General features: G+C 58.9%; 20 protein-coding genes. 16 read left to right on the top strand and 4 right to left on the bottom strand.

Going from position 1 to position 24,089, the window contains the following annotated elements; genetic code table 11:
* The first annotated feature begins 5 nt into the window (after window positions 1-5).
* The 8 genes from ACR3EQ_RS10465 to nusG all read left to right on the top strand — a co-directional run bounded on the left by ACR3EQ_RS10465 (window position 6) and on the right by nusG (window position 6,624).
* Window positions 6-191, top strand: coding sequence for a cbb3-type cytochrome c oxidase subunit 3 (locus ACR3EQ_RS10465; RefSeq protein ID WP_170613588.1), 186 nt, complete (start codon window positions 6-8; stop codon window positions 189-191).
* Entirely contained in the window at window positions 188-1,051 is an 864-nt protein-coding gene (ccoP, locus tag ACR3EQ_RS10460) for a cytochrome-c oxidase, cbb3-type subunit III (protein WP_170613587.1), read from the top strand. The genes ACR3EQ_RS10465 and ccoP overlap by 4 nt, the downstream gene beginning before the upstream one ends.
* A gap of 339 nt (window positions 1,052-1,390) precedes the next feature.
* On the top strand, window positions 1,391-2,818 hold the full coding sequence (gene ccoG, locus ACR3EQ_RS10455) for a cytochrome c oxidase accessory protein CcoG (protein WP_170613585.1): 1,428 nt from the start codon (window positions 1,391-1,393) through the stop codon (window positions 2,816-2,818).
* Between the two features lie 2 nt (window positions 2,819-2,820).
* Entirely contained in the window at window positions 2,821-3,279 is a 459-nt protein-coding gene (locus ACR3EQ_RS10450) for a FixH family protein (protein ID WP_170613583.1), read from the top strand.
* A gap of 4 nt (window positions 3,280-3,283) precedes the next feature.
* Window positions 3,284-5,461, top strand: a complete 2,178-nt coding sequence (locus ACR3EQ_RS10445; RefSeq protein ID WP_480490569.1) for a heavy metal translocating P-type ATPase — start codon at window positions 3,284-3,286, stop codon at window positions 5,459-5,461.
* A gap of 4 nt (window positions 5,462-5,465) precedes the next feature.
* A complete protein-coding gene (gene ccoS / locus ACR3EQ_RS10440) occupies window positions 5,466-5,624 on the top strand; it encodes a cbb3-type cytochrome oxidase assembly protein CcoS (protein WP_170613579.1) in 159 nt (52 codons plus the stop codon).
* 67 nt (window positions 5,625-5,691) lie between these two features.
* The gene (gene secE, locus ACR3EQ_RS10435) at window positions 5,692-5,889 is read left to right on the top strand and encodes a preprotein translocase subunit SecE (protein WP_050605011.1); all 198 of its coding nucleotides are present in this window, start codon (window positions 5,692-5,694) and stop codon (window positions 5,887-5,889) included.
* 201 nt (window positions 5,890-6,090) lie between these two features.
* Window positions 6,091-6,624 carry a transcription termination/antitermination protein NusG gene (gene nusG / locus ACR3EQ_RS10430; RefSeq protein ID WP_170407498.1) on the top strand — a complete coding sequence of 178 codons (534 nt, stop codon included), beginning with the start codon at window positions 6,091-6,093 and terminating at the stop codon, window positions 6,622-6,624.
* 133 nt (window positions 6,625-6,757) lie between these two features.
* Here the strand turns inward: nusG and ACR3EQ_RS10425 are convergent, their stop codons facing one another.
* Both ACR3EQ_RS10425 and ACR3EQ_RS10420 read right to left on the bottom strand, forming a co-directional pair.
* A complete protein-coding gene (locus ACR3EQ_RS10425; protein WP_480490567.1) occupies window positions 6,758-7,522 on the bottom strand; it encodes a hypothetical protein in 765 nt (254 codons plus the stop codon).
* A complete protein-coding gene (locus tag ACR3EQ_RS10420) occupies window positions 7,519-8,379 on the bottom strand; it encodes a hypothetical protein (protein ID WP_170613575.1) in 861 nt (286 codons plus the stop codon). The genes ACR3EQ_RS10425 and ACR3EQ_RS10420 overlap by 4 nt, the downstream gene beginning before the upstream one ends.
* Before the next feature lie 313 nt (window positions 8,380-8,692).
* Here ACR3EQ_RS10420 and rplK point away from each other — a divergent pair, with 313 nt between their 5' ends.
* On the top strand, window positions 8,693-9,142 hold the full coding sequence (rplK, locus tag ACR3EQ_RS10415; protein ID WP_010440985.1) for a 50S ribosomal protein L11: 450 nt from the start codon (window positions 8,693-8,695) through the stop codon (window positions 9,140-9,142).
* Between the two features lies 1 nt (window position 9,143).
* Complete coding sequence (rplA, locus tag ACR3EQ_RS10410; RefSeq protein ID WP_170613573.1) at window positions 9,144-9,842, top strand: 50S ribosomal protein L1; 699 nt, start codon at window positions 9,144-9,146, stop codon at window positions 9,840-9,842.
* A 95-nt stretch (window positions 9,843-9,937) separates the two neighbouring features.
* Here rplA and ACR3EQ_RS10405 read toward each other — a convergent pair whose 3' ends face one another.
* Window positions 9,938-10,915 (bottom strand): phosphotransferase family protein, encoded by a 978-nt coding sequence (locus ACR3EQ_RS10405; RefSeq protein WP_480490565.1) that lies wholly within the window; start codon window positions 10,913-10,915, stop codon window positions 9,938-9,940.
* Window positions 10,916-11,337: 422 nt separating this feature from the next.
* Between ACR3EQ_RS10405 and rplJ the strand changes: the two genes are divergently transcribed.
* The 6 genes from rplJ to ACR3EQ_RS10375 all read left to right on the top strand — a co-directional run bounded on the left by rplJ (window position 11,338) and on the right by ACR3EQ_RS10375 (window position 23,081).
* Window positions 11,338-11,856: a 50S ribosomal protein L10 gene (gene rplJ, locus ACR3EQ_RS10400; RefSeq protein WP_170613569.1), complete on the top strand. Its 519-nt coding sequence runs from the start codon at window positions 11,338-11,340 to the stop codon at window positions 11,854-11,856.
* 80 nt (window positions 11,857-11,936) lie between these two features.
* On the top strand, window positions 11,937-12,314 hold the full coding sequence (gene rplL, locus ACR3EQ_RS10395) for a 50S ribosomal protein L7/L12 (RefSeq protein WP_170613567.1): 378 nt from the start codon (window positions 11,937-11,939) through the stop codon (window positions 12,312-12,314).
* 250 nt (window positions 12,315-12,564) lie between these two features.
* Window positions 12,565-16,701 (top strand): DNA-directed RNA polymerase subunit beta, encoded by a 4,137-nt coding sequence (gene rpoB, locus ACR3EQ_RS10390; RefSeq protein ID WP_480490563.1) that lies wholly within the window; start codon window positions 12,565-12,567, stop codon window positions 16,699-16,701.
* A gap of 50 nt (window positions 16,702-16,751) precedes the next feature.
* A complete protein-coding gene (gene rpoC, locus ACR3EQ_RS10385; protein ID WP_170613563.1) occupies window positions 16,752-20,993 on the top strand; it encodes a DNA-directed RNA polymerase subunit beta' in 4,242 nt (1,413 codons plus the stop codon).
* Window positions 20,994-21,198: 205 nt separating this feature from the next.
* Window positions 21,199-21,978: a methyltransferase domain-containing protein gene (locus ACR3EQ_RS10380; RefSeq protein WP_170613561.1), complete on the top strand. Its 780-nt coding sequence runs from the start codon at window positions 21,199-21,201 to the stop codon at window positions 21,976-21,978.
* Window positions 21,979-22,211: 233 nt separating this feature from the next.
* Window positions 22,212-23,081 (top strand): DMT family transporter, encoded by an 870-nt coding sequence (locus tag ACR3EQ_RS10375; protein ID WP_170613559.1) that lies wholly within the window; start codon window positions 22,212-22,214, stop codon window positions 23,079-23,081.
* On the opposite strand, the gene ACR3EQ_RS10370 is transcribed toward ACR3EQ_RS10375, so the two are convergent.
* Window positions 23,066-23,872 carry a putative rhamnosyl transferase gene (locus ACR3EQ_RS10370; protein ID WP_480490561.1) on the bottom strand — a complete coding sequence of 269 codons (807 nt, stop codon included), beginning with the start codon at window positions 23,870-23,872 and terminating at the stop codon, window positions 23,066-23,068. The genes ACR3EQ_RS10375 and ACR3EQ_RS10370 overlap by 16 nt on opposite strands.
* Window positions 23,873-24,089: the final 217 nt, after the last annotated feature.

Below are 24,089 nucleotides of genomic sequence, written 5' to 3'. Positions count from 1 at the left end.
TCGTGATGGAAGAGTACACCCTTCTCAGGCAGTTCGCGGACAGCTGGATGCTGCTTGTGCTGTTTGTCTTCTTTGTGGGCATCATCATCTGGGTTTTCCGCCCCGGTGCCAGCAAGGAATACAATGACACCGCCAACATCCCCTTCCGGCATCAAGACAAACCCGCCACATCCAAGGAGGCGCGGCAATGAGCAAGACACCTGAAAAACAGCCGGGTGATCCGAACACCACCGGCCACAGCTGGGACGGGATTGAGGAATTCGACAATCCGATGCCGCGCTGGTGGCTGTGGACCTTCTACGCCACCATCGTCTGGGGTGTGATTTACACGATCATGTATCCGGCATGGCCTCTGGTACAGTCGGCAACCGCCGGTGTCATGGGCTGGTCTTCTCGGGCGCTGGTGCAGCAGGAGATGGTTGCATTCGAAGAAGCAAATGCGCCTTGGAACGCCAAGCTGGTGGAAACGCCGCTGGAAGACATCGCCAAGGATGCCGAATTGCAGCAATACGCCGTCAACTCGGGTGGCGCCGTGTTCCGCACGTGGTGCGCACAGTGCCACGGCTCGGGTGCGCAGGGTGCGCCGGGCTTCCCGAACCTGTTGGATGACGCCTGGTTGTGGGGCGGTTCGCTCGAGGATATCGAGTACACTGTGGCTTATGGCATTCGAAACGAAGAAAGCGACGATGCGCGCTATTCCGAAATGCCTGCCTTTGGTGAAATCCTCGAAGCGGAAGAGATCACGCAGGTGGTTCAGTATGTCATGTCCCTGACCAACGCCCAGACCGACGATGCTTCGGCACAGGCTGGCAAGGTCGTGTTCGAGGACAACTGCGCGTCCTGCCATGGCGAGGACGGGACCGGCGACGTCACGCAAGGTGCACCGAACCTGACCGACGCGATCTGGCTGTTCGGCGGCTCGGAAGAGGCGCTGACCGAGACGGTTACGTACAGCCGCTTCGGGGTCATGCCCGCGTGGGAAAACCGCCTGACCGAGGCACAGATCCGCGCCGTTTCGGCTTACGTCCACCAGCTGGGTGGCGGTCAATAAAGATAAGTGAACACCTTCGGGCGGTTCGCCGCCCGAAGGCTTAGGCACCGGCTGTTCCATCTGTTCGCGCGTTTCCTGAACAGCCGGTGCCGACTTTCCCGAGAATAGAACCAGGACTTGCCCGGGTCCAGTTTCCGGTGTGGCCATCTTCGTCGGATGTCACCGATTAACCTGCCGGTTTTCCGGTTTGCGGCCTATCCTTTCTTCGCTGAAACCGACCGAAAATGTGCTAGGTGTGACAAAAGGTGTCTGCCCGATGCGCATTTGACACATGTCAAAGTTGGTCAGCGCATGATCTGGGAAAAGACGCCTGATCAAAGCCAGACGTGGAGCCAGCCCGTGAGCGATTCCGACCCTGCCCCCAGCCTTTATGCAGCACGTGAGCCGATTTTCCCGCGGCGCGTGTCGGGTCCATTCCGTAACCTGAAATGGATCATCATGGCTGTGACCCTGGGGATTTATTACATCACCCCATGGTTCAGATGGGACCGGGGTCCCAGCCTGCCGGATCAGGCCGTGTTGCTGGATCTTGCGAACCGGCGATTCTATTTCTTCTGGATCGAAATCTGGCCGCACGAGTTCTATTTTGTCGCCGGCTTGCTGATCATGGCGGGGCTTGGACTGTTCCTGTTCACCTCGGCCCTGGGCCGGGTCTGGTGCGGATATGCCTGCCCGCAGACGGTGTGGACCGACCTGTTCATTCTGGTCGAGCGCTGGATCGAGGGCGACCGGAACGCACGTTTGCGGCTGCATCGGCAGAAGAAACTGGATTTCCGCAAGGCCCGCCTGCGGGCGACGAAATGGGGGGCGTGGTTTCTGATCGGACTGGCCACCGGCGGGGCCTGGATCTTTTACTTCGCGGATGCACCGACACTGGCGCGGGATCTGGTGACGGGCAACGCGCATCCGATCGCCTACACAACCATGTTGATCCTGACAGGTACGACTTTTCTGTTCGGCGGGTTTGCCCGTGAACAGATCTGCATTTACGCCTGCCCCTGGCCCCGTATTCAGGCGGCAATGATGGATGAAGACACGCTGGTCGTCGGCTACCGCGAATGGCGGGGCGAGCCGCGCGGCAAGGGCAAGCGGACCGCTGACACGGAATTGGGCGATTGTATCGACTGCATGGCTTGCGTGAATGTCTGCCCGGTTGGCATCGACATCCGCGACGGTCAGCAATTGGAGTGCATCACCTGCGCGCTCTGCATTGATGCCTGTGATGACATGATGGCCAAAATCGGCAAGCCGCGCGGCCTGATCGATTATATGGCGCTGAGCGACGAGGCGCATGAACGCTCGGGGCAGCCGGCCAAGAATGTTTGGAAGCACATTCTGCGCCCGCGCACGATCATGTACACCGCGCTGTGGGCGCTGGTTGGGTTAGGCCTGTTGTTTGCCCTGTTCATCCGTTCCGACATCGACCTGACCGTGGCGCCGGTACGCAATCCGACCTTTGTCACCCTGTCAGACGGCACGATCCGCAATACCTACGACGTGCGTCTGCGCAACAAACATGGCGAGGATCGGTTGTTTAAACTGTCCCTGACCGGAGACCCGGCCATGCGGCTGGAGATTGAAGGAACGATCATAGACACTGTGAATGTCAGCGCGGATACGGCACAATTGAGCCGCGTTTACATAACCGCCCTGAAGGACACCGACCCAGCCAACACCGACGCGACGCCGGTTCGTATCTGGGTCGAGGATCTGATCAGCGGTGAACGCGCGTACAAGGACACCACGTTCAACGGACGAGGGAACTGAGAATGGCAGAACGACAGTTTACCGGAAAGCACGCGCTGGCCGTGTTTGTCGCCGCCTTCGGCGTGATCATCGGTGTTAATCTTGTACTGGCCTACAGTGCGGTCAAAACCTTTCCCGGGCTCGAGGTCAAAAACTCGTATGTCGCCAGCCAGGAGTTCAACGAGCGTCTGCAGGAACAGCAGGCGCTGGGTTGGGACGTGCGGGCCGAGACCAAGGGCGGCTTGCTGATCCTGCACATCAACGACGCGCAAGGCGAGCCGGTCAGGGTCGATCAATTGCAGGCCGTTGTGGGGCGGGCGACCCATGTGCGCGAGGATTTCACCCCCGACTTTGTGTTTGACGGAACCGCATATTCCACCCCGGCGACCCTTGGAGAGGGCAACTGGAACATCCGGCTTGTCGCCAAGGATGGCGAAGGGGCGACCTTCTCGCAGCGTATTCCGCTTTACGTCAAAGGCTAGGCTGATGACGGCGCAACCCTCACCCGGAACCATGGCCTGTCCCGGCTGCGTCGCGGCCCCGGCCGAGCCTGGGCGTACGGTTCCCGAGGATGTCCAGATCGCCCTGTCCCTGCCTGGCATTCACTGTTCGGCCTGCATCTCGACGATCGAGCGGGAACTGAACGCGCTTCCGGGCGTCGAGGATGCGCGGGTCAACCTGACCCTGAAACGGGCGATGATTAAGGCCGCGCCTGAGATCCGCGCCGCCGATCTGATCCCGGTGCTGAAACAGGCGGGGTTTGAGGCGCATGAACTGGATACCGGTGCGCTGTCGGCCACGCAGACGGACAAGGCGGGCCGGGATTTGCTGATGCGGCTGGCGGTGGCCGGGTTTGCGTCGATGAACGTGATGCTGCTGTCGGTGTCGGTCTGGTCCGGGGCCACGGACGCGACGCGCGACATGTTCCACTGGATTTCGGCGGCCATTGCGTTGCCTGCCATCGCCTTTTCAGCGCAGCCGTTCTTCGCCAATGCCTGGAGCGCCCTGCGCGTGCGCCGTCTGAACATGGATGTGCCGATCGTGCTGGCCATCCTGCTGGCGTTGATCACCTCGCTTTGGGAAACTGCGCTGAGCGGCAAACATGCCTATTTCGACGCTGCGCTGACGCTGACATTCTTCCTGCTGGCCGGACGGTATCTGGATTATCGCACGCGCGCCGCTGCCCGGTCCGCGGCCGAGGAACTGACGGCGCTTGAAGTGCCGCGCGCCATCCGGCTGGTCGACGGCACGGAAGAGGAGGTGGCCGTCGCGACGCTGGCCGTCGGTGACCTGATCCTCGTTCGGCCCGGTGGCCGTATGCCCGTGGACGGAGAGATCGTTTCGGGCCGGTCGGAACTTGACCGCTCGTTGCTGACCGGGGAAACCCTGCCGGTTTTTGCCGAAGCTGGGCTGACAGTCAGCGCGGGCGAGGTCAATCTGACCGGTCCGCTGACGATCCGGGCGACAGCGGTGGGCGAGGACACCTCGCTGCACCGGATGGCCGATCTGGTGGCCATCGCTGAATCGGGCCGGTCGCGGTATACCTCGCTGGCTGACAAGGCGGCCAAGCTGTATGCGCCCGGGGTGCACGTCCTATCGGCGCTCAGTTTTGTGGGCTGGTACATCTATTCCGGCGATATCCGCACGGCGCTGAACATTGCGGCGGCGGTTCTGATCATCACCTGCCCCTGTGCGCTGGGGCTGGCGGTGCCTGCGGTGACGACGGCGGCATCGGGGCGGCTGTTCCGTAAGGGTATGTTGATCAAACACGCTACAGCGCTGGAGCGTCTGGCCGAGGTGGATACTGTTGTCTTCGACAAGACCGGCACGCTGACATCGGGTGCGCCCGAACTGACCAATCTGGCGGATCATTCCCGTTCCGATCTGGAAGTTGCGCTGGCGCTGGCCGAGGCGTCGGCGCATCCGCTTTCCGTCGCGTTGGCCAAAGCGGCGCGTGACGCGGGTATCAGGCCGGCCTGCCTTGACGCTGTGGTCGAAGTGCCAGGTTTTGGCACCGAAGGCGAACACAAAGGACAGCGCGTTCGGCTGGGCCGGGCGAATTGGGTCGGAGCCGAATCCGGCACCCAGACGTCAGCATGGCTTGCGGTCGGGAGCTGTAAACCCGTGCCGTTCGTGTTCGCGGACGCTCTGCGACCGGGCGCGGCCAGCGCGGTTGAGGCGTTCAGGAAAGCGGGCAAGGATGTGATCCTGATTTCAGGCGATACACGGGCTGCAGTGGAAAAGCTGGCTGGAAATCTGGGTATCGCAAACTGGGTGGCCGAAGCGCTGCCACAGGACAAGGCGCAGCGTGTTCAGGACCTGCGCGACAACGGGAAAAAGGTTCTGATGGTGGGGGATGGCCTGAACGATACCGCCGCCCTTGCGGTGGCGCATGTGTCGATCTCGCCCGCCTCGGCGCTGGATGCGGCGCGGGTTGCCTCGGATATCGTGCTGTTGGGCAACGACCTGTCGCCCATCGCCGATGCCTGCGACACGGCCACAAAAGCGACCAGACGGATTCGTGAAAACTTCCAGATCGCAACCGTGTATAATGTCATCGCGGTGCCCCTGGCGGTGGCCGGGCTTGCAACGCCGCTGATCGCGGCGCTGGCGATGTCGACCTCGTCCATCACCGTGTCCCTGAACGCCTTGCGGCTGAGGTGATCTGATGGAAGTTCTGGCCTATCTCATTCCGATTTCGCTGCTTTTGGGCGGTGTCGGTCTTGTAGCCTTTGTCTATACCGTGCGGTCGAACCAGTACGACGATCCCGAAGGCGATGCCCGGCGGATTCTGAGCGACGAATGGGACGACAAGCCCAAGCCCTAACCGCCCTTGAAATTGCCGCAATGCCCGGCTATGTCGGGCGCATCCGCTAGCAGAGAGACAAAGCCTCATGGCCACCACAAACCCGATCCAGTTCATCCAGCAGGTCCGTGCCGAAGTATCCAAGGTCGTCTGGCCGACCCGGCGCGAGGTGCTGTTGACCACGGTCATGGTGTTCATCATGGCGGCGCTGACGGCCGTGTTCTTTGCGCTGGTGGATCTGGGCATTCGCGGCGGGCTGCAGCTGATTCTGGGCGCGTTCAGCTAAGACGGGACCGGCAGTGCGGAAACGCGGCTGCCCCCTTGCGCCGCGCGCAATGTCAGAGTAGTTCACGCGGAACTATCCGGAATGGGCGTGCGGCGATTCGGGCTGCGCGCCGCTTTTTGTTCCGGGTCTCGTGACAGAATTTCAATGACGGTACATCCGGATGTGCGGATGCGACCTAAGGCAAACAAGGACGGCAGGTTCATGGCGAAACGGTGGTACTCGGTCAGCGTTCTTTCGAATTTCGAAAAGAAGATCGCAGAGCAGATCCGCACGTCGGTGGCCGAGCAGGGCCTTGAGGACGATATCGACGAAGTTCTGGTGCCCACCGAAGAGGTGATCGAAGTGCGCCGGGGCAAGAAGGTTACGACCGAGCGCCGCTTCATGCCCGGCTATGTGCTGGTGCATATGGAAATGTCCGATCAGGGCTATCACCTGGTCAACTCGATCAACCGCGTCACCGGTTTCCTGGGTCCGCAGGGCCGCCCGATGCCGATGCGCGACGCAGAGGTGAACCAGATTCTGAACCGTGTTCAGGAAGGTGAAGAAGCGCCCAAGCTGATGATCACTTTCGAGATCGGCGAAAAGGTTAAGGTCAACGATGGCCCGTTCGAGGATTTCGACGGCATGGTCGAAGGCGTGGACGACGAGAACCAGAAGCTGAAGGTCTCGGTCTCGATCTTTGGCCGGGAAACCCCGGTCGAGCTGGACTTCACGCAGGTGACCAAGCAGAGCTGACAAGCTCGCCAACGCGTTTCGAAGCGCCGCGATGCCTTGGGCAACGTGGCGCTTTTTTTGTTGTGCCGGGCCAGTGAATCAGGCCCAGGCAAAAACTGCAGGTTACTTCCCCAGCAAGGAAGGTGCTTTACGGTTATGGTCGGCCGGGGATCAGTTGTTGTTTTTGAAGAACCGTCAGAATGTCGAGAATGGTCGAAGGGCTGACATCCACCGATCCTTCCAAAAAAACACCAAGCCCGCCCTCTCCGATCTCCTTTGGACCGCCATTGTCGTAAGTGGGGTCAAGGGACGCGAGTTCGGGGGGTAATTCCGGGCACAAGGGGGTTTCGTTCAATACAAGGTCAACAGCGGCCAGCATAAGTTCCTTTGCCGACTCGAGCGTGTCATCCTCCAGAAGCTGTTCGCGCTGTTCTTCCGGGGCCGCAAGCGTCAGGTCGATGAGTTTGAAGTAGGCACAATTGTCACGCAGTTCGACGGTCGCTTCGGTGGACATGTTCGCCAGGATTGCCCTTTTCTGTTCACCCCGCTGAAAGTCGCGTTCACTGGTCCGGCTGCATTCGAAAATCGTGATGGTCACGTCGCCATCCAGATCGATCGCATCGTCCAGAGCTTGCAGGCTCAAATCGTCCAGGCGCACTTGCAGGCCACAGTTGTCGATTATGGCATTGTCCGCCAATCGCTCGGGCACCGTTTTCTGGATTTCGCGCAGATCGAGAAGGGCGCCCACCCCGATCCGAGTGGGCGCAACTGCGGTCAGGCTCAGATCAAGCTTGTATGGCAGTTCCGTTTCCCGGACCTGCTGGGTTGCATCGATGACAAAAGTCACTTCTTGTGCGCCGGACGAATGGGCACCCAGCGCTGCGGCCATCAGGGCCGGGAAAACCAACCAACGTCTCATTTGGCAAACTCCAATACGCCGAGGTCCTGCAGCCCACCAAGGACTTTGACGATGGTCTCTGCGCTGACATCAGCCGATCCGGTGATGGCTGCGCCCAGCCCGCCGGGCGCAATCTCGCGCGTGCCTCCGGATTCATAATTCGGGTCGAGAACCGTGAATTCCTCGGGCAAGGGCGGACAGACCGGGTTGGCAGCCAAAAACTCGCCACCCTTTTCAAGGACAGCTTCATTAATGCGGCTGGTCAGGCCGAAGAGGTTGGAGACAGCGCCGATGAACCCGCGCGGGTTCAGATCAACGTCTTCGATACTGAATGTAAGGCACTGGCCTTTCACCTCTGCCTTGGCGACGGCAACCGCGTCCACGGTTCCCCCGAAATAACGAAAGCCCGGTTCCTGGCGCCGGTTGCAGGTTGTAAATCGTGCACGGGCCGAGCCTTCGACCCTGACGGTGTCATCCTTGGCAGTGACATCCCGGATCTCGAGGTAGATTTGGCGTTTGCAGCTTTCTTCAAGCGGACCCGTCAGTATCTGGGGGGCCTTTTCCTGCAAGCCGCGCAAGTCCATGAACGCCCTCAACCGCAAGCGGGTAGGGCTGGCTTCTTCTAGGCCGCTGTAGACCGTGAAAGGCACCGGAATGTCGCGAACGGGGACTTCCTTGGTGAACTTGATCTGAAACCGACCGGCGTAACTGGCGGGGTCGATCCCTGTTGCGCCGGAGGACGCCGTGCTGTTGATGCCGTCGGTTTGGGTTGCCGATCCAGACCCTTCGCCCTGATCCTGAGCCCTGCTGCCACAGCCCGGCAGCATGGCAAAAAGAACGCAGATCAGTAATCCCTTGTTCAGCCGAGATGATCCCATCCCTGACCACCTCTTTTGTGTCCAAGTTTCACCAAGATACCCACCTGCGTCTCCGACGCAACTTATGTATTCAACAAAATCATTTTGTTCCGTCAGTTCCCTGGCCTCACCGAAGCCCGACTGGTATACAAATGGGTCACTTGGGAATAGGGTGCCAGCCACTTGCCAACCCCTCCGTTCCGCTGTACATGCCGCCTCTATCGTCTTCGGGCGAGATTCTCTCGTGGGAGATTGCAGGGATCGCGATCCCGGATCGGACCACGCAACATAATCTGGGTGAGACGCGTTTCACCTAAGTTGAAAGGAAAACCAAATGGCCAAGAAGCTTGCTGGTACAATGAAGCTGCAGGTTCCTGCAGGTCAGGCGAACCCGTCGCCGCCAGTTGGTCCGGCGCTGGGTCAGCGCGGCATCAACATCATGGAATTCTGCAAGGCGTTCAACGCCAAGACCGCAGACATGGAGCCCGGCGCTCCGTGCCCGACCGTGATCACCTACTATCAGGACAAGTCCTTCACCATGGACATCAAGACGCCGCCTGCGTCTTACTACCTGAAAAAAGCGGCTGGCCTTAAGCCGGTTGGCAAGCGTAACCGTCCCCGCGGCGCGGAAAACCCAGGTCGTGAGACCGTGGCAACCGTGACCTCGAAGCAGGTTCGTGAAATCGCCGAAGCCAAAATGAAAGATCTGAACGCCAACGATGTCGAAGGCGCAATGCAGATTATCCTGGGCTCGGCCCGCTCCATGGGCATCGAGGTGAAATAAGATGGCAAAACTCGGTAAACGTACCCGCGCTGCGCGCGAAGCTGTCGCCGGCAAGGAAAACCTGTCGGTCGAAGAAGCCGTTGCCCTGGTCAAAGGCAATGCAACCTCGAAATTCGACGAGACCATCGAAATCGCTCTGAACCTGGGCGTTGACACCCGTCACGCAGACCAGATGGTGCGCGGCGTTGTCGGCCTGCCGAACGGCACCGGCAAAGACATGCGCGTTGCTGTTTTCGCTCGTGGCCCCAAGGCTGACGAAGCGAAAGAAGCAGGCGCAGATATCGTCGGTGCAGAAGACCTGATGGAAACCATTCAGGGCGGCACCATCGAATTCGACCGCTGCATCGCAACCCCGGACATGATGCCGATCGTTGGCCGTCTGGGTAAGGTTCTGGGTCCTCGCAACCTGATGCCGAACCCGAAGGTCGGCACCGTGACCATGGACGTGAAAGCGGCCGTGGAAGCAGCCAAGGGCGGTGAAGTTCAGTTCAAGGCGGAAAAAGGCGGCGTTGTGCACGCCGGTGTTGGCAAAGCTTCGTTCGACGAAGCCAAGCTGGTCGAAAACGTCCGCGCATTTGTCTCGGCTGTTGCCAAAGCCAAGCCGTCGGGCGCCAAAGGCACCTACATGAAGAAAATCGCGCTGAGTTCGACCATGGGCCCGGGCGTGACTGTTGATGTTGCGCAGGCTTCGGGCGAATAAGCCTCAGCCTCTGCAAAAACACGAAATAACCCGGGTGGTGCCAGCCATCCGGGTTCTTTCGTTTTTGGGTCGCTTGAATTCCAGTAGATGCCGGATCAACCTGAACTTCGGGGCAGGTTGAATGCCTGTTTCAGCCGTATCACCAGCCGGGTGCGCCGGTGGTCTTCGAATTCGCTGCAAACATGGCTTGGCTGGCTAAGAAACAGCCAGTCCTTGAGCAGGCGTCCGCGAATGCAGAAATCCAGAATGTCCATATTGATTGGATGGCGGTACTGGCGGAAGAACATGTCCTTGTTTCGTTTCAGGATGCCGCTGCGATCCACATCTGACGGCTGACTGTCGCGGAGTATGTCGGCCTTCAGGAAGTCGACGATGTCGTATACGGCCAGCTTTTCGCGTGCCTCGGTGAAATCCAGCCCGATGGTTTTCCCTTGCCCCATGATCAGGTTGAGACCGTGAAAATCGCCATGCGCGAACACCTGAATATCCGGCGTCCCTTTCAGGCGCGCGGCCTCGGCCAGCATCGTGTTGATCATTCGCTGACTTGTGCCGGCAAGATTGGCGGGCAGGTTTTCCGACAGGTCCCGGATGCTGTCGGTCATCCATTTGGGCCGGAACCCATAGTCTTTTGGCGGGCGAAACCCGTGCAGATCGTTCAGCCATGCTCCGGCGCGGCGATAGACCTGGGCGACCTGATCGTTGTCGGGGCTGTTGTAGATCAGATCGACGGCGGTGGGGCGTTTGATGTATTCGGTGACCATGAAGTCACCTGCGGAGGAGAGGTAGATCGGACGCACAACCTGCGACGTCTTCTTGTCGTCGAAGTATTCGGCAAGCTGACAGAGCAAATTATACTCCTTGCGTAGCCGGTCGGTTATGGGGGCTTGGGTGTCGGCCTTCAGCGCGTACATCGCCCCTTGGGTTTCAAGCTTAAGAACAAGCCGTGTTTCGGGGAAATCGTGAGACCGGTAGATACAGGAATGTTCGCGGATGGGGTCGATCTTGCCACTTCGGGAAAGCTGATCCAGATATTGGGATGTCCGGTCGCGCTCTTGTTGAGAAAGGATCAGCATTTTAAGGACGCGCGCCAGTTCGGATCGGGATCGGGGTTATAGACTTTGACAGGACCGCAGTGCGTCCTTGGTGTCAATGTGCGGTTGGCGCGATTTATCCTTGTTAGAACCGGTGCAGACACGCCCGGGAAACCCGTTTTTCGTGCAATTTACCTCTTGGAAACCGAGCGTGTCTGCCCTAAGTAGGACTACGAAGTAAAGCGTGCGATTCGTCGTGCGCTTTATTTTGTTTCGTCCAAGACGGTGGGTGGGGCCATACGGTTCCTTAATTCCCTGCCTGAGACGGGTAAGACCAAAGAATTCTGAGGGTCCCACCCTCGGGCGAGTTTTGGCCAATCCCGTAACAACGGACCTGAACGCCGGGGCGCAAGCCGCGGCAAATATGAGCCGGGATGTCTGACATCCCTAACTTGGAGAGAACTGTGGATAGAGCCCAGAAAGAGAAAGTGGTCGAGGAACTCGGCCAAATCTTCGAAAGCTCTGGCGTCGTAGTGGTTTCGCACTACGCCGGTCTGACAGTTGCCGAGATGCAGGACCTTCGCGCACGTGCTCGTGACGCGGGTGGCTCCGTGCGTGTTGCCAAGAACAGGCTCGCCAAAATCGCCCTTGAGGGTAAGCCGTGTGCAAGCATGGCCGACCTGCTGACAGGGATGACCGTTCTGACCTATTCCGAGGACCCCGTGGCAGCAGCCAAGGTGGCCGAGGACTTCGCCAAGGATAACAAGAATTTTGAAATCCTCGGCGGTGCAATGGGCGAGAACGCTCTGGACCGCAAAGGCGTTGAAGCCGTTTCGAAAATGCCGTCGCGTGAGGAGCTTATTGCTTCGATCGTGGGCTGCATTGGCGCACCTGCTTCGAACATCGCCGGCGCGATTGGCGCACCTGCAAGCAACATCGCAAGCATCCTTTCCACCATCGAAGAGAAGGCGGAAGCTGCGTAAGCGGTTGGCACTGAATGATCTGCGTGGGGCATTTGCCCTGACGTTGGAACACACACTGTAAAACGGAAAGAGCTAATACAATGGCTGATCTGAAAGCACTCGCAGAAAGCATCGTGGGTCTGACCCTGCTGGAAGCACAAGAACTGAAAACCATCCTCAAAGACGAGTACGGCATCGAGCCCGCAGCAGGCGGCGCAGTTGTCATGGCAGCTGGTGGCGACGCCGCCGGTGGCGCAGCTGAGGAAGAAAAAACCGAATTCGACGTCGTTCTGAAGAACGCCGGCGCTTCGAAAATCAACGTGATCAAAGAAGTTCGCGGCATCACCGGTCTGGGCCTGAAAGAAGCCAAGGAACTGGTCGAAGCCGGCGGCAAGATCAAAGAAGGCGTGTCGAAAGACGAAGCCGAAGAAGTCAAAGGCAAGCTGGAAGCAGCTGGCGCAGAGGTCGAACTGGCCTAAGCCCTTTGTCTGGTGCGTCGCTGATGCGCCTGAAAATTTGGCTGGGTCCGGAGAAATCCGGGTCCAGCCGAACCTGTCTTAGAAAGGGCCTCATGGGTTGGGGCGTTTTCTAAGACACGGTTGTCGGATCGGGAGGCCGCCTTCGGGACGGTGGCCATGAATTGATCCGGACGTGTCGTCTCGAATGTGCAAGATGCCGGGGCCCGACGGTGTCTTTGCCCGCTGAGAACATCGAAAGGTGACATCTGACATGGCTCAAACGTTCCTTGGCCAGAAACGTCTTCGTAAATATTACGGCAAAATCCGCGAAGTGCTGGAGATGCCGAACCTCATTGAGGTCCAGAAATCTTCTTATGATCTTTTCCTGCGCTCCGGCGATGCAGAACAGCCCACAGACGGCGAAGGCATCAAAGGTGTGTTCCAGTCGGTTTTCCCGATCAAGGATTTCAACGAAACCTCCGTTCTGGAGTTCGTGAAATACGATTTGGAAAAACCCAAATACGACGTCGAAGAGTGCATGCAGCGCGACATGACCTACAGCGCTCCGCTGAAGGTAACCCTGCGCCTGATCGTGTTTGATGTCGACGAGGACACTGGCGCCAAGTCGGTCAAGGACATCAAGGAACAGGACGTGTTCATGGGCGACATGCCCCTGATGACGCCGAACGGAACGTTCATCGTGAACGGTACCGAGCGTGTGATCGTGTCCCAGATGCACCGTTCGCCCGGTGTTTTCTTTGACCACGACAAGGGCAAGACCCATTCCTCGGGCAAGCTGCTGTTTGCCTGCCGCATCATCCCGTATCGCGGCAGCTGGCTGGACTTCGAGTTCGACGCCAAGGACATCGTGTTCGCCCGTATCGACCGTCGCCGCAAACTGCCTGTGACAACCCTGCTGTATGCGCTGGGTCTGGATCAGGAAGCGATCATGGACGCGTATTACAACACCGTGTCCTATAAGCTGGACAAGAAAAAGGGCTGGATCGCGCCGTTCTTTCCCGAGCGTGTACGCGGTACCCGTCCGACCTATGACCTGATCGACGCGAAATCCGGTGAAGTGATTGCCGAAGCGGGCAAGAAAGTCACGCCGCGCGCGGTCAAGAAACTGATTGACGAGGGCGCCGTCACCGACCTGCTCGTTCCGTTCGATCATATCGTTGGCAAGTTCGTCGCCAAGGACATCATCAACGAAGAAACCGGTGCGATCTATGTCGAAGCCGGTGATGAACTGACCCTGGAATATGACAAGGACGGCGACCTGATCGGCGGTACCGTCAAGGAACTGCTGGATGCGGGCTTCAAAGACATCCCGGTTCTGGACATCGACAACGTCAACGTCGGCCCCTACATGCGCAACACCATGGCGCAGGACAAGAACATGGGCCGCGAAAGCGCGCTGATGGACATCTACCGCGTCATGCGTCCGGGCGAGCCGCCCACCGTCGAGGCTGCGTCGGCCCTGTTCGACACCCTTTTCTTCGACAGCGAGCGTTATGACCTGTCCGCCGTCGGCCGTGTGAAGATGAACATGCGTCTGGCACTGGACGCGCCGGACACCCTGCGCACCCTGCGCCGCGAAGACATCGTGGCCTGCATCAAGGCGCTGGTTGAACTGCGTGACGGCAAGGGCGACGTGGACGATATCGACCACCTCGGCAACCGTCGTGTGCGTTCGGTCGGCGAACTGATGGAAAACCAGTACCGCGTCGGTCTGCTGCGTATGGAGCGCGCGATCAAAGAGCGTATGTCGTCGGTCGAGATTGACACCGTCATGCCGCAAGACCTGATCAACGCGAAACCGGCTGCGGCTGCTGTTCGTGAATTCTTCGGCTCGTCGCAGCTGTCGCAGTTCATGGACCAGACCAACCCGCTGTCGGAAGTCACCCACAAACGCCGTCTCTCGGCGCTTGGCCCCGGTGGTCTGACGCGTGAGCGTGCAGGCTTTGAGGTTCGTGACGTACACCCGACCCACTATGGCCGGATGTGCCCGATTGAAACGCCGGAAGGTCCGAACATTGGTCTGATCAACTCGTTGGCTACCTTTGCCCGCGTGAACAAGTATGGCTTCATCGAAACACCGTACCGCGTCGTCAAAGACGCCGAAGTGACCGATGAGGTTCACTACATGTCCGCGACCGAGGAAATGCGCCACACCGTGGCGCAGGCGAACGCGACGCTGGATGAGAACGGCAAGTTCATCAACGATCTGGTTTCGACCCGTCAGGCCGGTGACTACACCCTCGCCCCGCGCGAGAATGTGGACCTGATCGACGTGTCGCCGAAGCAGCTGGTCTCGGTCGCTGCATCGCTGATCCCGTTCCTTGAAAATGACGACGCCAACCGCGCTCTGATGGGCTCGAACATGCAACGTCAGGCGGTTCCGCTGCTGCGCGCTGAGGCGCCGCTGGTCGGTACCGGTATCGAGGAAAAGGTTGCGATTGACTCGGGTGCTGCGATCCAGGCGAAGCGCGCCGGTATCATCGACCAGGTCGATGCCCAGCGTATCGTTATCCGTGCCACCGAGGATCTGGAACTGGGCGACGCTGGCGTTGACATCTATCGTCTGCGCAAATTCCAGCGTTCGAACCAGAACACCTGCATCAACCAGCGTCCGCTGATCAAGGTGGGTGACACCGTCCAGAAGGGCGAGGTCATTGCCGATGGTCCGTCGACCGATATGGGTGAACTGGCCCTTGGTAAAAACGTGGTCGTCGCGTTCATGCCGTGGAACGGTTACAACTACGAAGACTCGATCCTGATCTCGGAACGTATCGCGCGTGATGACGTCTTTACCTCGGTCCATATCGAGGAGTTTGAAGTCGCTGCCCGTGACACGAAGCTGGGCCCGGAAGAGATCACCCGCGACATCCCGAACGTCGGTGAAGAAGCGCTGCGCAACCTCGACGAGGCGGGCATCGTTTACATCGGTGCGGATGTTGAGCCGGGCGATATTCTGGTCGGCAAGATCACTCCGAAGGGCGAAAGCCCGATGACCCCGGAAGAAAAGCTGCTGCGCGCCATCTTTGGTGAAAAAGCATCTGACGTGCGCGACACCTCGCTGCGCGTGAAGCCGGGCGATTACGGTACGGTCGTTGAGGTTCGCGTCTTCAACCGTCACGGCGTCGAGAAAGACGAGCGTGCGCTGCAGATCGAGCGTGAGGAAGTCGAACGTCTGGCCCGCGACCGGGACGACGAGCTGGCGATCCTTGACCGCAACATCTATGCGCGTCTGCAGGGTCTGATCCTGGGTAAAACCGCTGTCAAAGGCCCGAAAGGCGTCAAGGCAGGGTCGGTGATCACCGAGGACCTGCTGGAAACCCTGACCCGTGGTCAGTGGTGGCAGCTGGCACTGGAAGGTGAGCAGGACGCACAGATCGTTGAAGCTCTGAACGAGCAGTACGAAGTGCAAAAGCGTGCTCTGGACGCCCGTTTCGAGGACAAGGTCGAGAAAGTCCGTCGTGGCGACGACCTGCCGCCGGGTGTGATGAAGATGGTCAAGGTCTTCATCGCCGTGAAGCGTAAGCTGCAGCCGGGCGACAAGATGGCCGGTCGTCACGGGAACAAAGGTGTGATTTCCAAGGTTGTACCGATGGAAGACATGCCGTTCCTGGCCGATGGTACGCCGGTTGACTTCTGTCTGAACCCGCTGGGCGTGCCTTCGCGTATGAACGTTGGTCAGATCCTTGAAACCCACATGGGTTGGGCCGCGCGCGGTCTGGGTCTGAACATCGATGATGCTCTGGGTGAATACCGTCGGTCCGGCGATCTGACCCCGGTTCGCGAAGCGATGAAGCTGGCCTATGGCGAAGATGTCTACGAAGAAGGCATCACCGGTCTGGACGAGGATGGCCTGATTGAGGCTGCGGGCAACGTGACCCGCGGTGTTCCGATCGCAACCCCGGTCTTCGACGGTGCCAAAGAGGCTGACGTCAACGACGCGCTGGTGCGTGCGGGCTTCTCGGAAAGCGGTCAGTCGGTTCTGTTCGACGGTCGCACCGGTGAGCAATTTGCACGTCCGGTGACCGTGGGCATCAAGTACCTGCTGAAACTGCACCACCTGGTGGATGACAAGATCCACGCGCGTTCAACCGGGCCGTACAGCCTGGTTACCCAGCAGCCGCTGGGTGGTAAGGCGCAGTTCGGTGGTCAGCGCTTTGGTGAGATGGAGGTTTGGGCTCTGGAAGCTTACGGCGCCGCCTACACCCTGCAGGAGATGCTCACCGTGAAATCGGATGACGTCGCCGGCCGGACCAAGGTCTATGAGTCGATCGTCAAGGGCGAGGATAACTTTGAAGCGGGCGTACCGGAATCGTTCAACGTTCTGGTTAAAGAAGTCCGTGGCCTCGGCCTGAATATGGAACTCCTGGATGCGGAGGTTGAGGAGTAAGGGCGCTGCCCTTTCTCCCGTCCCCCCTTCCGCAAGATTTGAGGTAACAAATGAACCAGGAAATCACCAACAACCCGTTCAACCCGCTGACGCCCCCGAAAGTCTTCGACGAGATCAAGGTCTCGTTGGCGTCGCCCGAGCGGATCCTGTCTTGGTCCTATGGCGAGATCAAGAAACCCGAAACCATCAACTACCGGACGTTCAAGCCCGAGCGTGACGGCCTGTTCTGTGCGCGTATCTTTGGCCCGATCAAAGATTACGAATGTCTTTGCGGCAAATATAAGCGGATGAAGTATCGCGGCGTTGTCTGCGAGAAATGCGGTGTGGAAGTCACCCTGCAGAAAGTCCGCCGTGAGCGTATGGGCCACATCGAACTGGCCGCGCCTGTTGCACACATCTGGTTCCTGAAGTCGCTGCCGTCCCGCATCGGTCTGATGCTGGACATGACTCTGCGCGATCTGGAACGCGTTCTGTACTTTGAAAACTATGTCGTCATCGAGCCCGGTCTGACCGACCTGACCTACGGCCAGATGCTGACCGAAGAAGAGTACATGGATGCGCAGGATGCTTATGGCATGGATGCGTTCACCGCGAATATCGGTGCTGAAGCCATCCGCGAGATGCTGGCCCAGATCGATCTGGAAGCCGAAGCCGAGCAGCTGCGTGCTGATCTGGCCGAAGCAACCGGCGAGCTGAAGCCCAAGAAAATCATCAAGCGTCTGAAGGTTGTTGAATCCTTCCTCGAGTCGGGCAACCGTCCCGAGTGGATGGTGATGACCGTGATCCCGGTTATCCCGCCGGAACTGCGTCCGCTGGTTCCGCTGGATGGTGGCCGTTTCGCGACCTCGGATCTGAACGATCTGTATCGCCGCGTCATCAACCGGAACAACCGTCTGAAGCGTCTGATCGAACTGCGTGCACCTGACATCATCGTCCGCAACGAAAAGCGGATGCTGCAGGAATCCGTGGATGCTCTGTTCGACAACGGCCGTCGTGGCCGCGTGATCACCGGCGCCAACAAGCGCCCGCTGAAATCGCTGTCGGACATGCTGAAAGGGAAACAGGGCCGCTTCCGTCAGAACCTTCTGGGTAAACGCGTCGACTTCTCGGGCCGTTCGGTCATCGTGACCGGTCCGGAACTCAAGCTGCACCAGTGTGGTCTGCCCAAGAAGATGGCGCTGGAACTGTTCAAGCCGTTCATCTACTCGCGCCTTGAAGCCAAGGGTCTGTCTTCGACCGTGAAACAGGCGAAGAAACTGGTCGAGAAAGAGCGTCCCGAAGTGTGGGATATCCTCGACGAGGTGATCCGCGAACACCCTGTCATGCTGAACCGTGCGCCGACGCTGCACCGTCTTGGCATTCAGGCGTTCGAGCCGGTCCTGATCGAAGGTAAAGCCATCCAGCTTCACCCGCTGGTCTGTTCGGCCTTTAACGCCGACTTTGACGGGGACCAGATGGCCGTTCACGTCCCGCTTAGCCTTGAGGCCCAGCTGGAAGCCCGTGTTTTGATGATGTCGACGAACAACGTTCTGTCGCCTGCAAACGGCGCACCGATCATCGTTCCGTCGCAGGACATGATCTTGGGTCTGTACTATGTGACCCTGGAACGCGAAGGCATGCCGGGCGAAGGCAAGGTCTTTGGTTCGATCGACGAGGTTCAGCATGCGCTGGACGCGGGTGAAGTGCACCTGCACTCGAAAATCACCGCGCGGATCACGCAGATCGACGACGAAGGCAACGAAGTTCAGAAGCGCTATGAAACCACTCCGGGCCGTCTGCGTCTGGGTGCGTTGCTGCCGATGAACAACAAGGCGCCGTTCGAGCTGGTCAACCGCCTGCTGCGGAAGAAAGAAGTGCAGCAGGTGATCGACACCGTCTACCGTTACTGCGGTCAGAAAGAGTCGGTCATTTTTTGTGACCAGATCATGTCGATGGGCTTCAAGGAAGCGTTCAAGGCGGGCATCTCGTTCGGTAAGGACGACATGGTCATCCCGAACGACAAGTGGGGCATCGTTGATGACACCCGCAACCAGGTGAAAGACTTTGAACAGCAGTACATGGACGGCCTGATCACTCAGGGCGAAAAGTACAACAAGGTTGTCGATGCCTGGTCGAAGTGTAACGACCGCGTGACTGAGGCAATGATGAGCACCATCTCGGACGTCGCCAAGGCCGAAGACGGGTCGGACATGGAGCCGAACTCGGTCTACATGATGGCCCACTCGGGCGCGCGTGGCTCGGTCACTCAGATGAAACAGCTGGGCGGTATGCGCGGCCTGATGGCCAAGCCGAACGGTGACATCATCGAGACGCCTATCATCTCGAACTTCAAGGAAGGTCTGACCGTTCTTGAATACTTCAACTCGACCCATGGTGCCCGTAAGGGTCTGTCGGATACCGCTCTGAAGACGGCGAACTCGGGTTACCTGACCCGTCGTCTGGTGGACGTGGCGCAGGACTGCATCGTGCGCGAGATCGATTGCGGCACCGACCGTGCGATCACTGCCGAAGCGGCCGTCAACGATGGTGAGGTCGTCGCCTCGCTGGCCGAGCGTATTCTGGGCCGTGTGGCCGCTGACGATATCCTGCGTCCGGGTACGGAAGAGGTGATCGTGGCTGCTGGTCAGCTGATCGACGAGCGTATGGCCGACACCATTGATGAGGCCGGTGTTCAGTCGACCCGCATCCGCTCGCCTCTGACCTGTGAGTCCGAGGAAGGCGTTTGTGCCACCTGCTATGGTCGTGACCTGGCGCGCGGTACGATGGTGAACACTGGCGAAGCTGTCGGCATCATCGCAGCCCAGTCCATCGGTGAACCCGGTACGCAGCTGACGATGCGGACCTTCCACATCGGTGGTGTTGCGCAAGGTGGCCAGCAGTCGTTCCAGGAAGCCAACCAGGAAGGTGTTGTCACATTTGAGAACCCGCAGATTCTGATCAATGCCGCAGGTGAAAGCCTGGTCATGGGCCGGAACATGAAGCTGGTGATCAACGACGAACATGGCGAAGAGCGTGCCAGCTTCAAACTGGGCTACGGCTCGAAGCTGTTCGTCAAGGACGGCACCAAGGTGGCTCGTGGCGACAAGCTGTTCGAGTGGGATCCGTACACCCTGCCGATCATCGCCGAGAAAGCCGGTACTGCAAAATACGTCGATCTGGTTTCGGGCCTTGCCGTCCGCGACGAGACCGACGAAGCAACCGGCATGACCCAGAAGATCGTGATCGACTGGCGCGCGGCCCCCAAAGGCAGCGACCTCAAGCCCGAGATCATTCTGGTCGGTGAAGATGGCGAGCCGGTCCGCAACGATGCGGGCAACCCGGTTCACTATCCGATGTCGGTGGATGCGATCCTGTCGGTCGAAGATGGTCAGAAGATCGAAGCCGGTGACGTCGTTGCGCGTATCCCGCGTGAAGGCGCCAAGACCAAGGACATCACCGGTGGTCTGCCGCGTGTGGCCGAACTGTTCGAAGCCCGTCGTCCGAAAGATCACGCGATCATCGCAGAAGCCGATGGTTACGTGCGCTTTGGACGCGACTACAAGAACAAGCGCCGCATCAGCATCGAACCGGCTGATGAGTCACTGGAGCCGATCGAGTACATGGTGCCCAAGGGCAAGCACATCCCGGTTGTGGAAGGTGACTTCGTCCAGAAGGGTGACTACATCATGGACGGCAACCCGGCACCTCATGACATCCTGTCCATTATGGGTGTCGAGGCTCTGGCGAACTACATGATCGACGAAGTGCAGGACGTTTATCGTCTGCAGGGCGTGAAGATCAACGACAAGCACATCGAGGTTATCGTGCGCCAGATGCTGCAGAAGTGGGAGATCCTGGATTCAGGCGACACCACCCTGCTGAAGGGCGAGCATGTCGACAAGCAGGAGTTCGACGCGGCGAACGAGAAGACCATCGCCCGCGGTGGTCGTCCGGCACAGGGCGAGCCGATCCTCTTGGGGATCACCAAGGCCTCGCTGCAGACGCGTTCGTTCATCTCGGCGGCGTCGTTCCAGGAAACCACCCGCGTGCTGACCGAAGCCTCGGTTCAGGGCAAGAAGGACAAGCTGGTTGGCCTGAAAGAGAACGTCATCGTCGGCCGCCTGATCCCGGCCGGTACCGGTGGTGCCACCCAGGCAGTGCGTCAGGTTGCCCAGTCGCGCGACAATGTCGTGATCGAAGCCCGCCGGGAAGAGGCCGAAGCGGCCGCTGCCCTGGCAGCGCCGATGATCGACGACGACATGGTTGGCGACGAGCTGGACGTGCTGGTGGAAACACCGGAAAGCCGCGAGTGAGCGCCATAAAATGCTGAAGATCAGGCCCCGCGAAATCGCGGGGCCTTTTTCTTTGTGAGGCCACCACCGCCATTTTTCTTAAGTCTCAAGAACGCGTCGGGCTTTGGCGCTGGCAAAATTTTCCTAAGTTTTGGGTGGTCTTGCAGATATTCAATAAGGCCGCGCTGCAATGTGGTAAGCTTAAGACTTGATGCTGGGGGCGAAAATGCTCAAGTTTGACCGGGAAACCGCCAAGATATTGGACGTTGCCTATCAGGGTGCCGACATTATTCGAAGAAGACGCGCTTCTTTTGATGCTCTCAATCCAAGTCCGGGCGAGACCATCTTGGATATTGGTTGCGGAAATGGTCTGCTGACCGCAGAGCTCGCGCGCGCAGTTGGCCCGTCGGGTCGGATCGTGGGCGTGGATCCAAGTAAAGATATGCTGGCGGTCGGAAAGAACAGATGCCTGGATTACTCCTGCGTTGAGTTTCTTGAAGGTGTTGCCGGTAATCTGCCACTAGCGGATGAAATCGCTGATAAAGCTGTTTCTGTTCAAGTATTTGAGTATGTTGAAGATATAGGGGCGGCCTTCGGCGAGGCGATGCGTTGCCTCAAACCTGCAGGGCGGTTTGTGATCAGCGATCTTCATTTCGGCAGTCTCATTTGGTTCAGCGATGAACCGGAAAGAATGCAGCTTGTGCTTTCCATCTGGAACGAACACTTCGCCAGTGGAACAGTTCCGGAACGACTGCCAGCCCTAATCAGGGAAAGCGGGCATAGTGTGGAGGATGTCGTATCGATCACGATGACGGATCATCAGTTAAAGCCGGATGGGATTGCTATCATGATGATGCATCTCATGAAGCAATTTGTAGTGAACAGTGCAAAAATTGAGTCAGCTGTCGCACAAGCTTGGTTCGACGAACAAGTCAGACTTGCGGAGCAGGGTCGCTTTTTCTTTTCGGTTTCGCAGTTTGTTGTCGTGGCGCGGAAATCAAGCTGAACCGTGAAATTGAGTGCGAGCGCGCGCGGTCGTCGCATGAACATGAACTTCGATAAGCGGCCGCCAACTTTGGGCTGCAATCAATTGGTGTGTTTTTAAAGCCTCCGCAGGGGAATGCTGAACCCTGGTTGCCAACGCAGCCCGATGACCTTTCGGCGTCGCTGGTATGAGTTGACAAAACTGGTCCCAAAAGCGCCAATGCCTCGATTGATTTGAGACCGGGCCTGATTGAAATGACCCCAAACCTAAAAGGCGCCTTGCTGATGATGGGCAGCATGGCCGCGTTTACCGTGAATGACACGCTGGTGAAGGTGGCGCTTGATGATTTGCCGCTGTTTCAACTGGTTGCGTTGCGCGGGTTGCTGGCCTCGTGTCTGGTGTTCATTCTCGCCCGGCATCTTGGGGCGTTGCACCTGAATTTCTCGCACCATGACAAGTGGCTGGTCGCGCTGCGCTGTCTCAGCGAATTGTCGGCAACGTTCTTTTTCCTGACCGCGCTGAAGCATATGCCGCTGGCGAATGTCACTGCCGTGCTGCAGGCGCTTCCGCTGACGGTCACCCTGGGTGCCGCGCTTTTCTTTTCCGAACATATCGGTTGGCGGCGTATTACCGCGATTGCCATGGGCTTTGCCGGAATGTTGCTGATCGTCCGTCCCGGCCCGGACGGGTTCAGTATCTATGCGCTTTATGCGCTGATCGCTGTTGCTTCGGTCACGGCGCGCGATCTGATCACGCGGCGTATGTCGGCGGATGTGCCATCGATGGTTGTGACATTGGCGACATCGTTTTCGATCACGACCGCGGCCGCGGTTGCTTCGGTCGTTGAAGGATGGGTGCCAGTCACGGCCGGCTCTGGCCTGCTGGTTGCATCGGCCGCGGTGTTTGTTCTGATGGGGTATTTGTTGAGCGTCATGGTGATGCGGGTTGGTGAGGTCGGATTTGTTGCGCCCTTCCGGTATTCCAGCCTGATCTGGGCGCTGGGGTTAGGCTGGACCGTTTTCGGCGACTGGCCGGATGCCGTGACAATGCTTGGCGCGGCTTTGGTCGTGGGCGCGGGCCTGTTTACACTGTTCCGCGAGCGGTCGCATCAACCGGCGGAATGAACCCTCCGAACGACGTTTTGGTCAATGGCAAAGCGCGCAATGAACTCGCCTTCCTGTTCGGGGCTGAGGTCTGACAGACCGGCCTTGCTGTTGCGGGTCTGGGGCGAGTCGTTGAACTGATTCAGTGAACGCACCCACATGGGCGCGTCCGGATAGCTGACAACGGGCATGCGCCGAGCGATCTTGTTGTGGGCGAAATTCATGATCGTCAGCGGGCAACCGCCCTGAACGTGCATTCCCAATCCGGCGGTGACGAGATCGCTGTATACATTCAACGCCCGAATACCTATCGCGTCCATGCGGGCCAGAAATCCGTTGTTGAAATCAATGCCGACCGCAGGGTTGTTTTCAAAAAGTACCCGGCAATCCTGCGCCGCAAGACGAAGCCGTTCGACGAAGTCGACGGAAACGGCGTCATCGTCATCATGGGGAAACTGTAGGCAGGGTTGGTCCGGGTCCTGACGTGCAGCGTTCAGGATATCCTGCATGACCCTGCGATGTCGGGCAGGCTTTCTTTCGATGATCCGGACCTGACGAATGTTGGCCGTCAGGTCTTGCAGCCGGTCACGGTCCTGTGTGGGCATGCAGTCCCCGATAACGATCAGAAGCTGGAAATCTTCATCGGTCTGTTCCCGAAAACAGGGCAGGGTGCTGGATTCGAACAGCCTGAACCGTTCTTCCAGCCGCCTGGGACTGTAAAGATAACGCCGCCTGTCCTCCGGGGTCTTGTGTTCGATCTGAAAACCGCCGAGGGCAGGATAGGAAAAGCGGCACAGGCCGATGACTTGCATTGGATGTCCGGAAGCTAGGGTCTTGCCGGGACTATGCCCCTGCATTAGGTGCATCGCAAGCGGCAGACCGCTCCTTTGTCGCGGCCGCGAAAGCCGGTTTGACAGGGCACTGTTGACACTTGGGCCGACTCCCCCTATTACGCGCGTCATCTCGGTACCGGGGGCCGCCCCATAACCGATTTCAGTAATGAACTGGTCAAGGCCCGGACAATTTTGC

The sequence above is a fragment of the Ruegeria sp. AN11 genome, assembly GCF_056536005.1.
The sequence above is the reverse complement of the archived record's forward strand: the minus strand, read 5'-3'. Positions and strand labels throughout refer to the sequence as shown.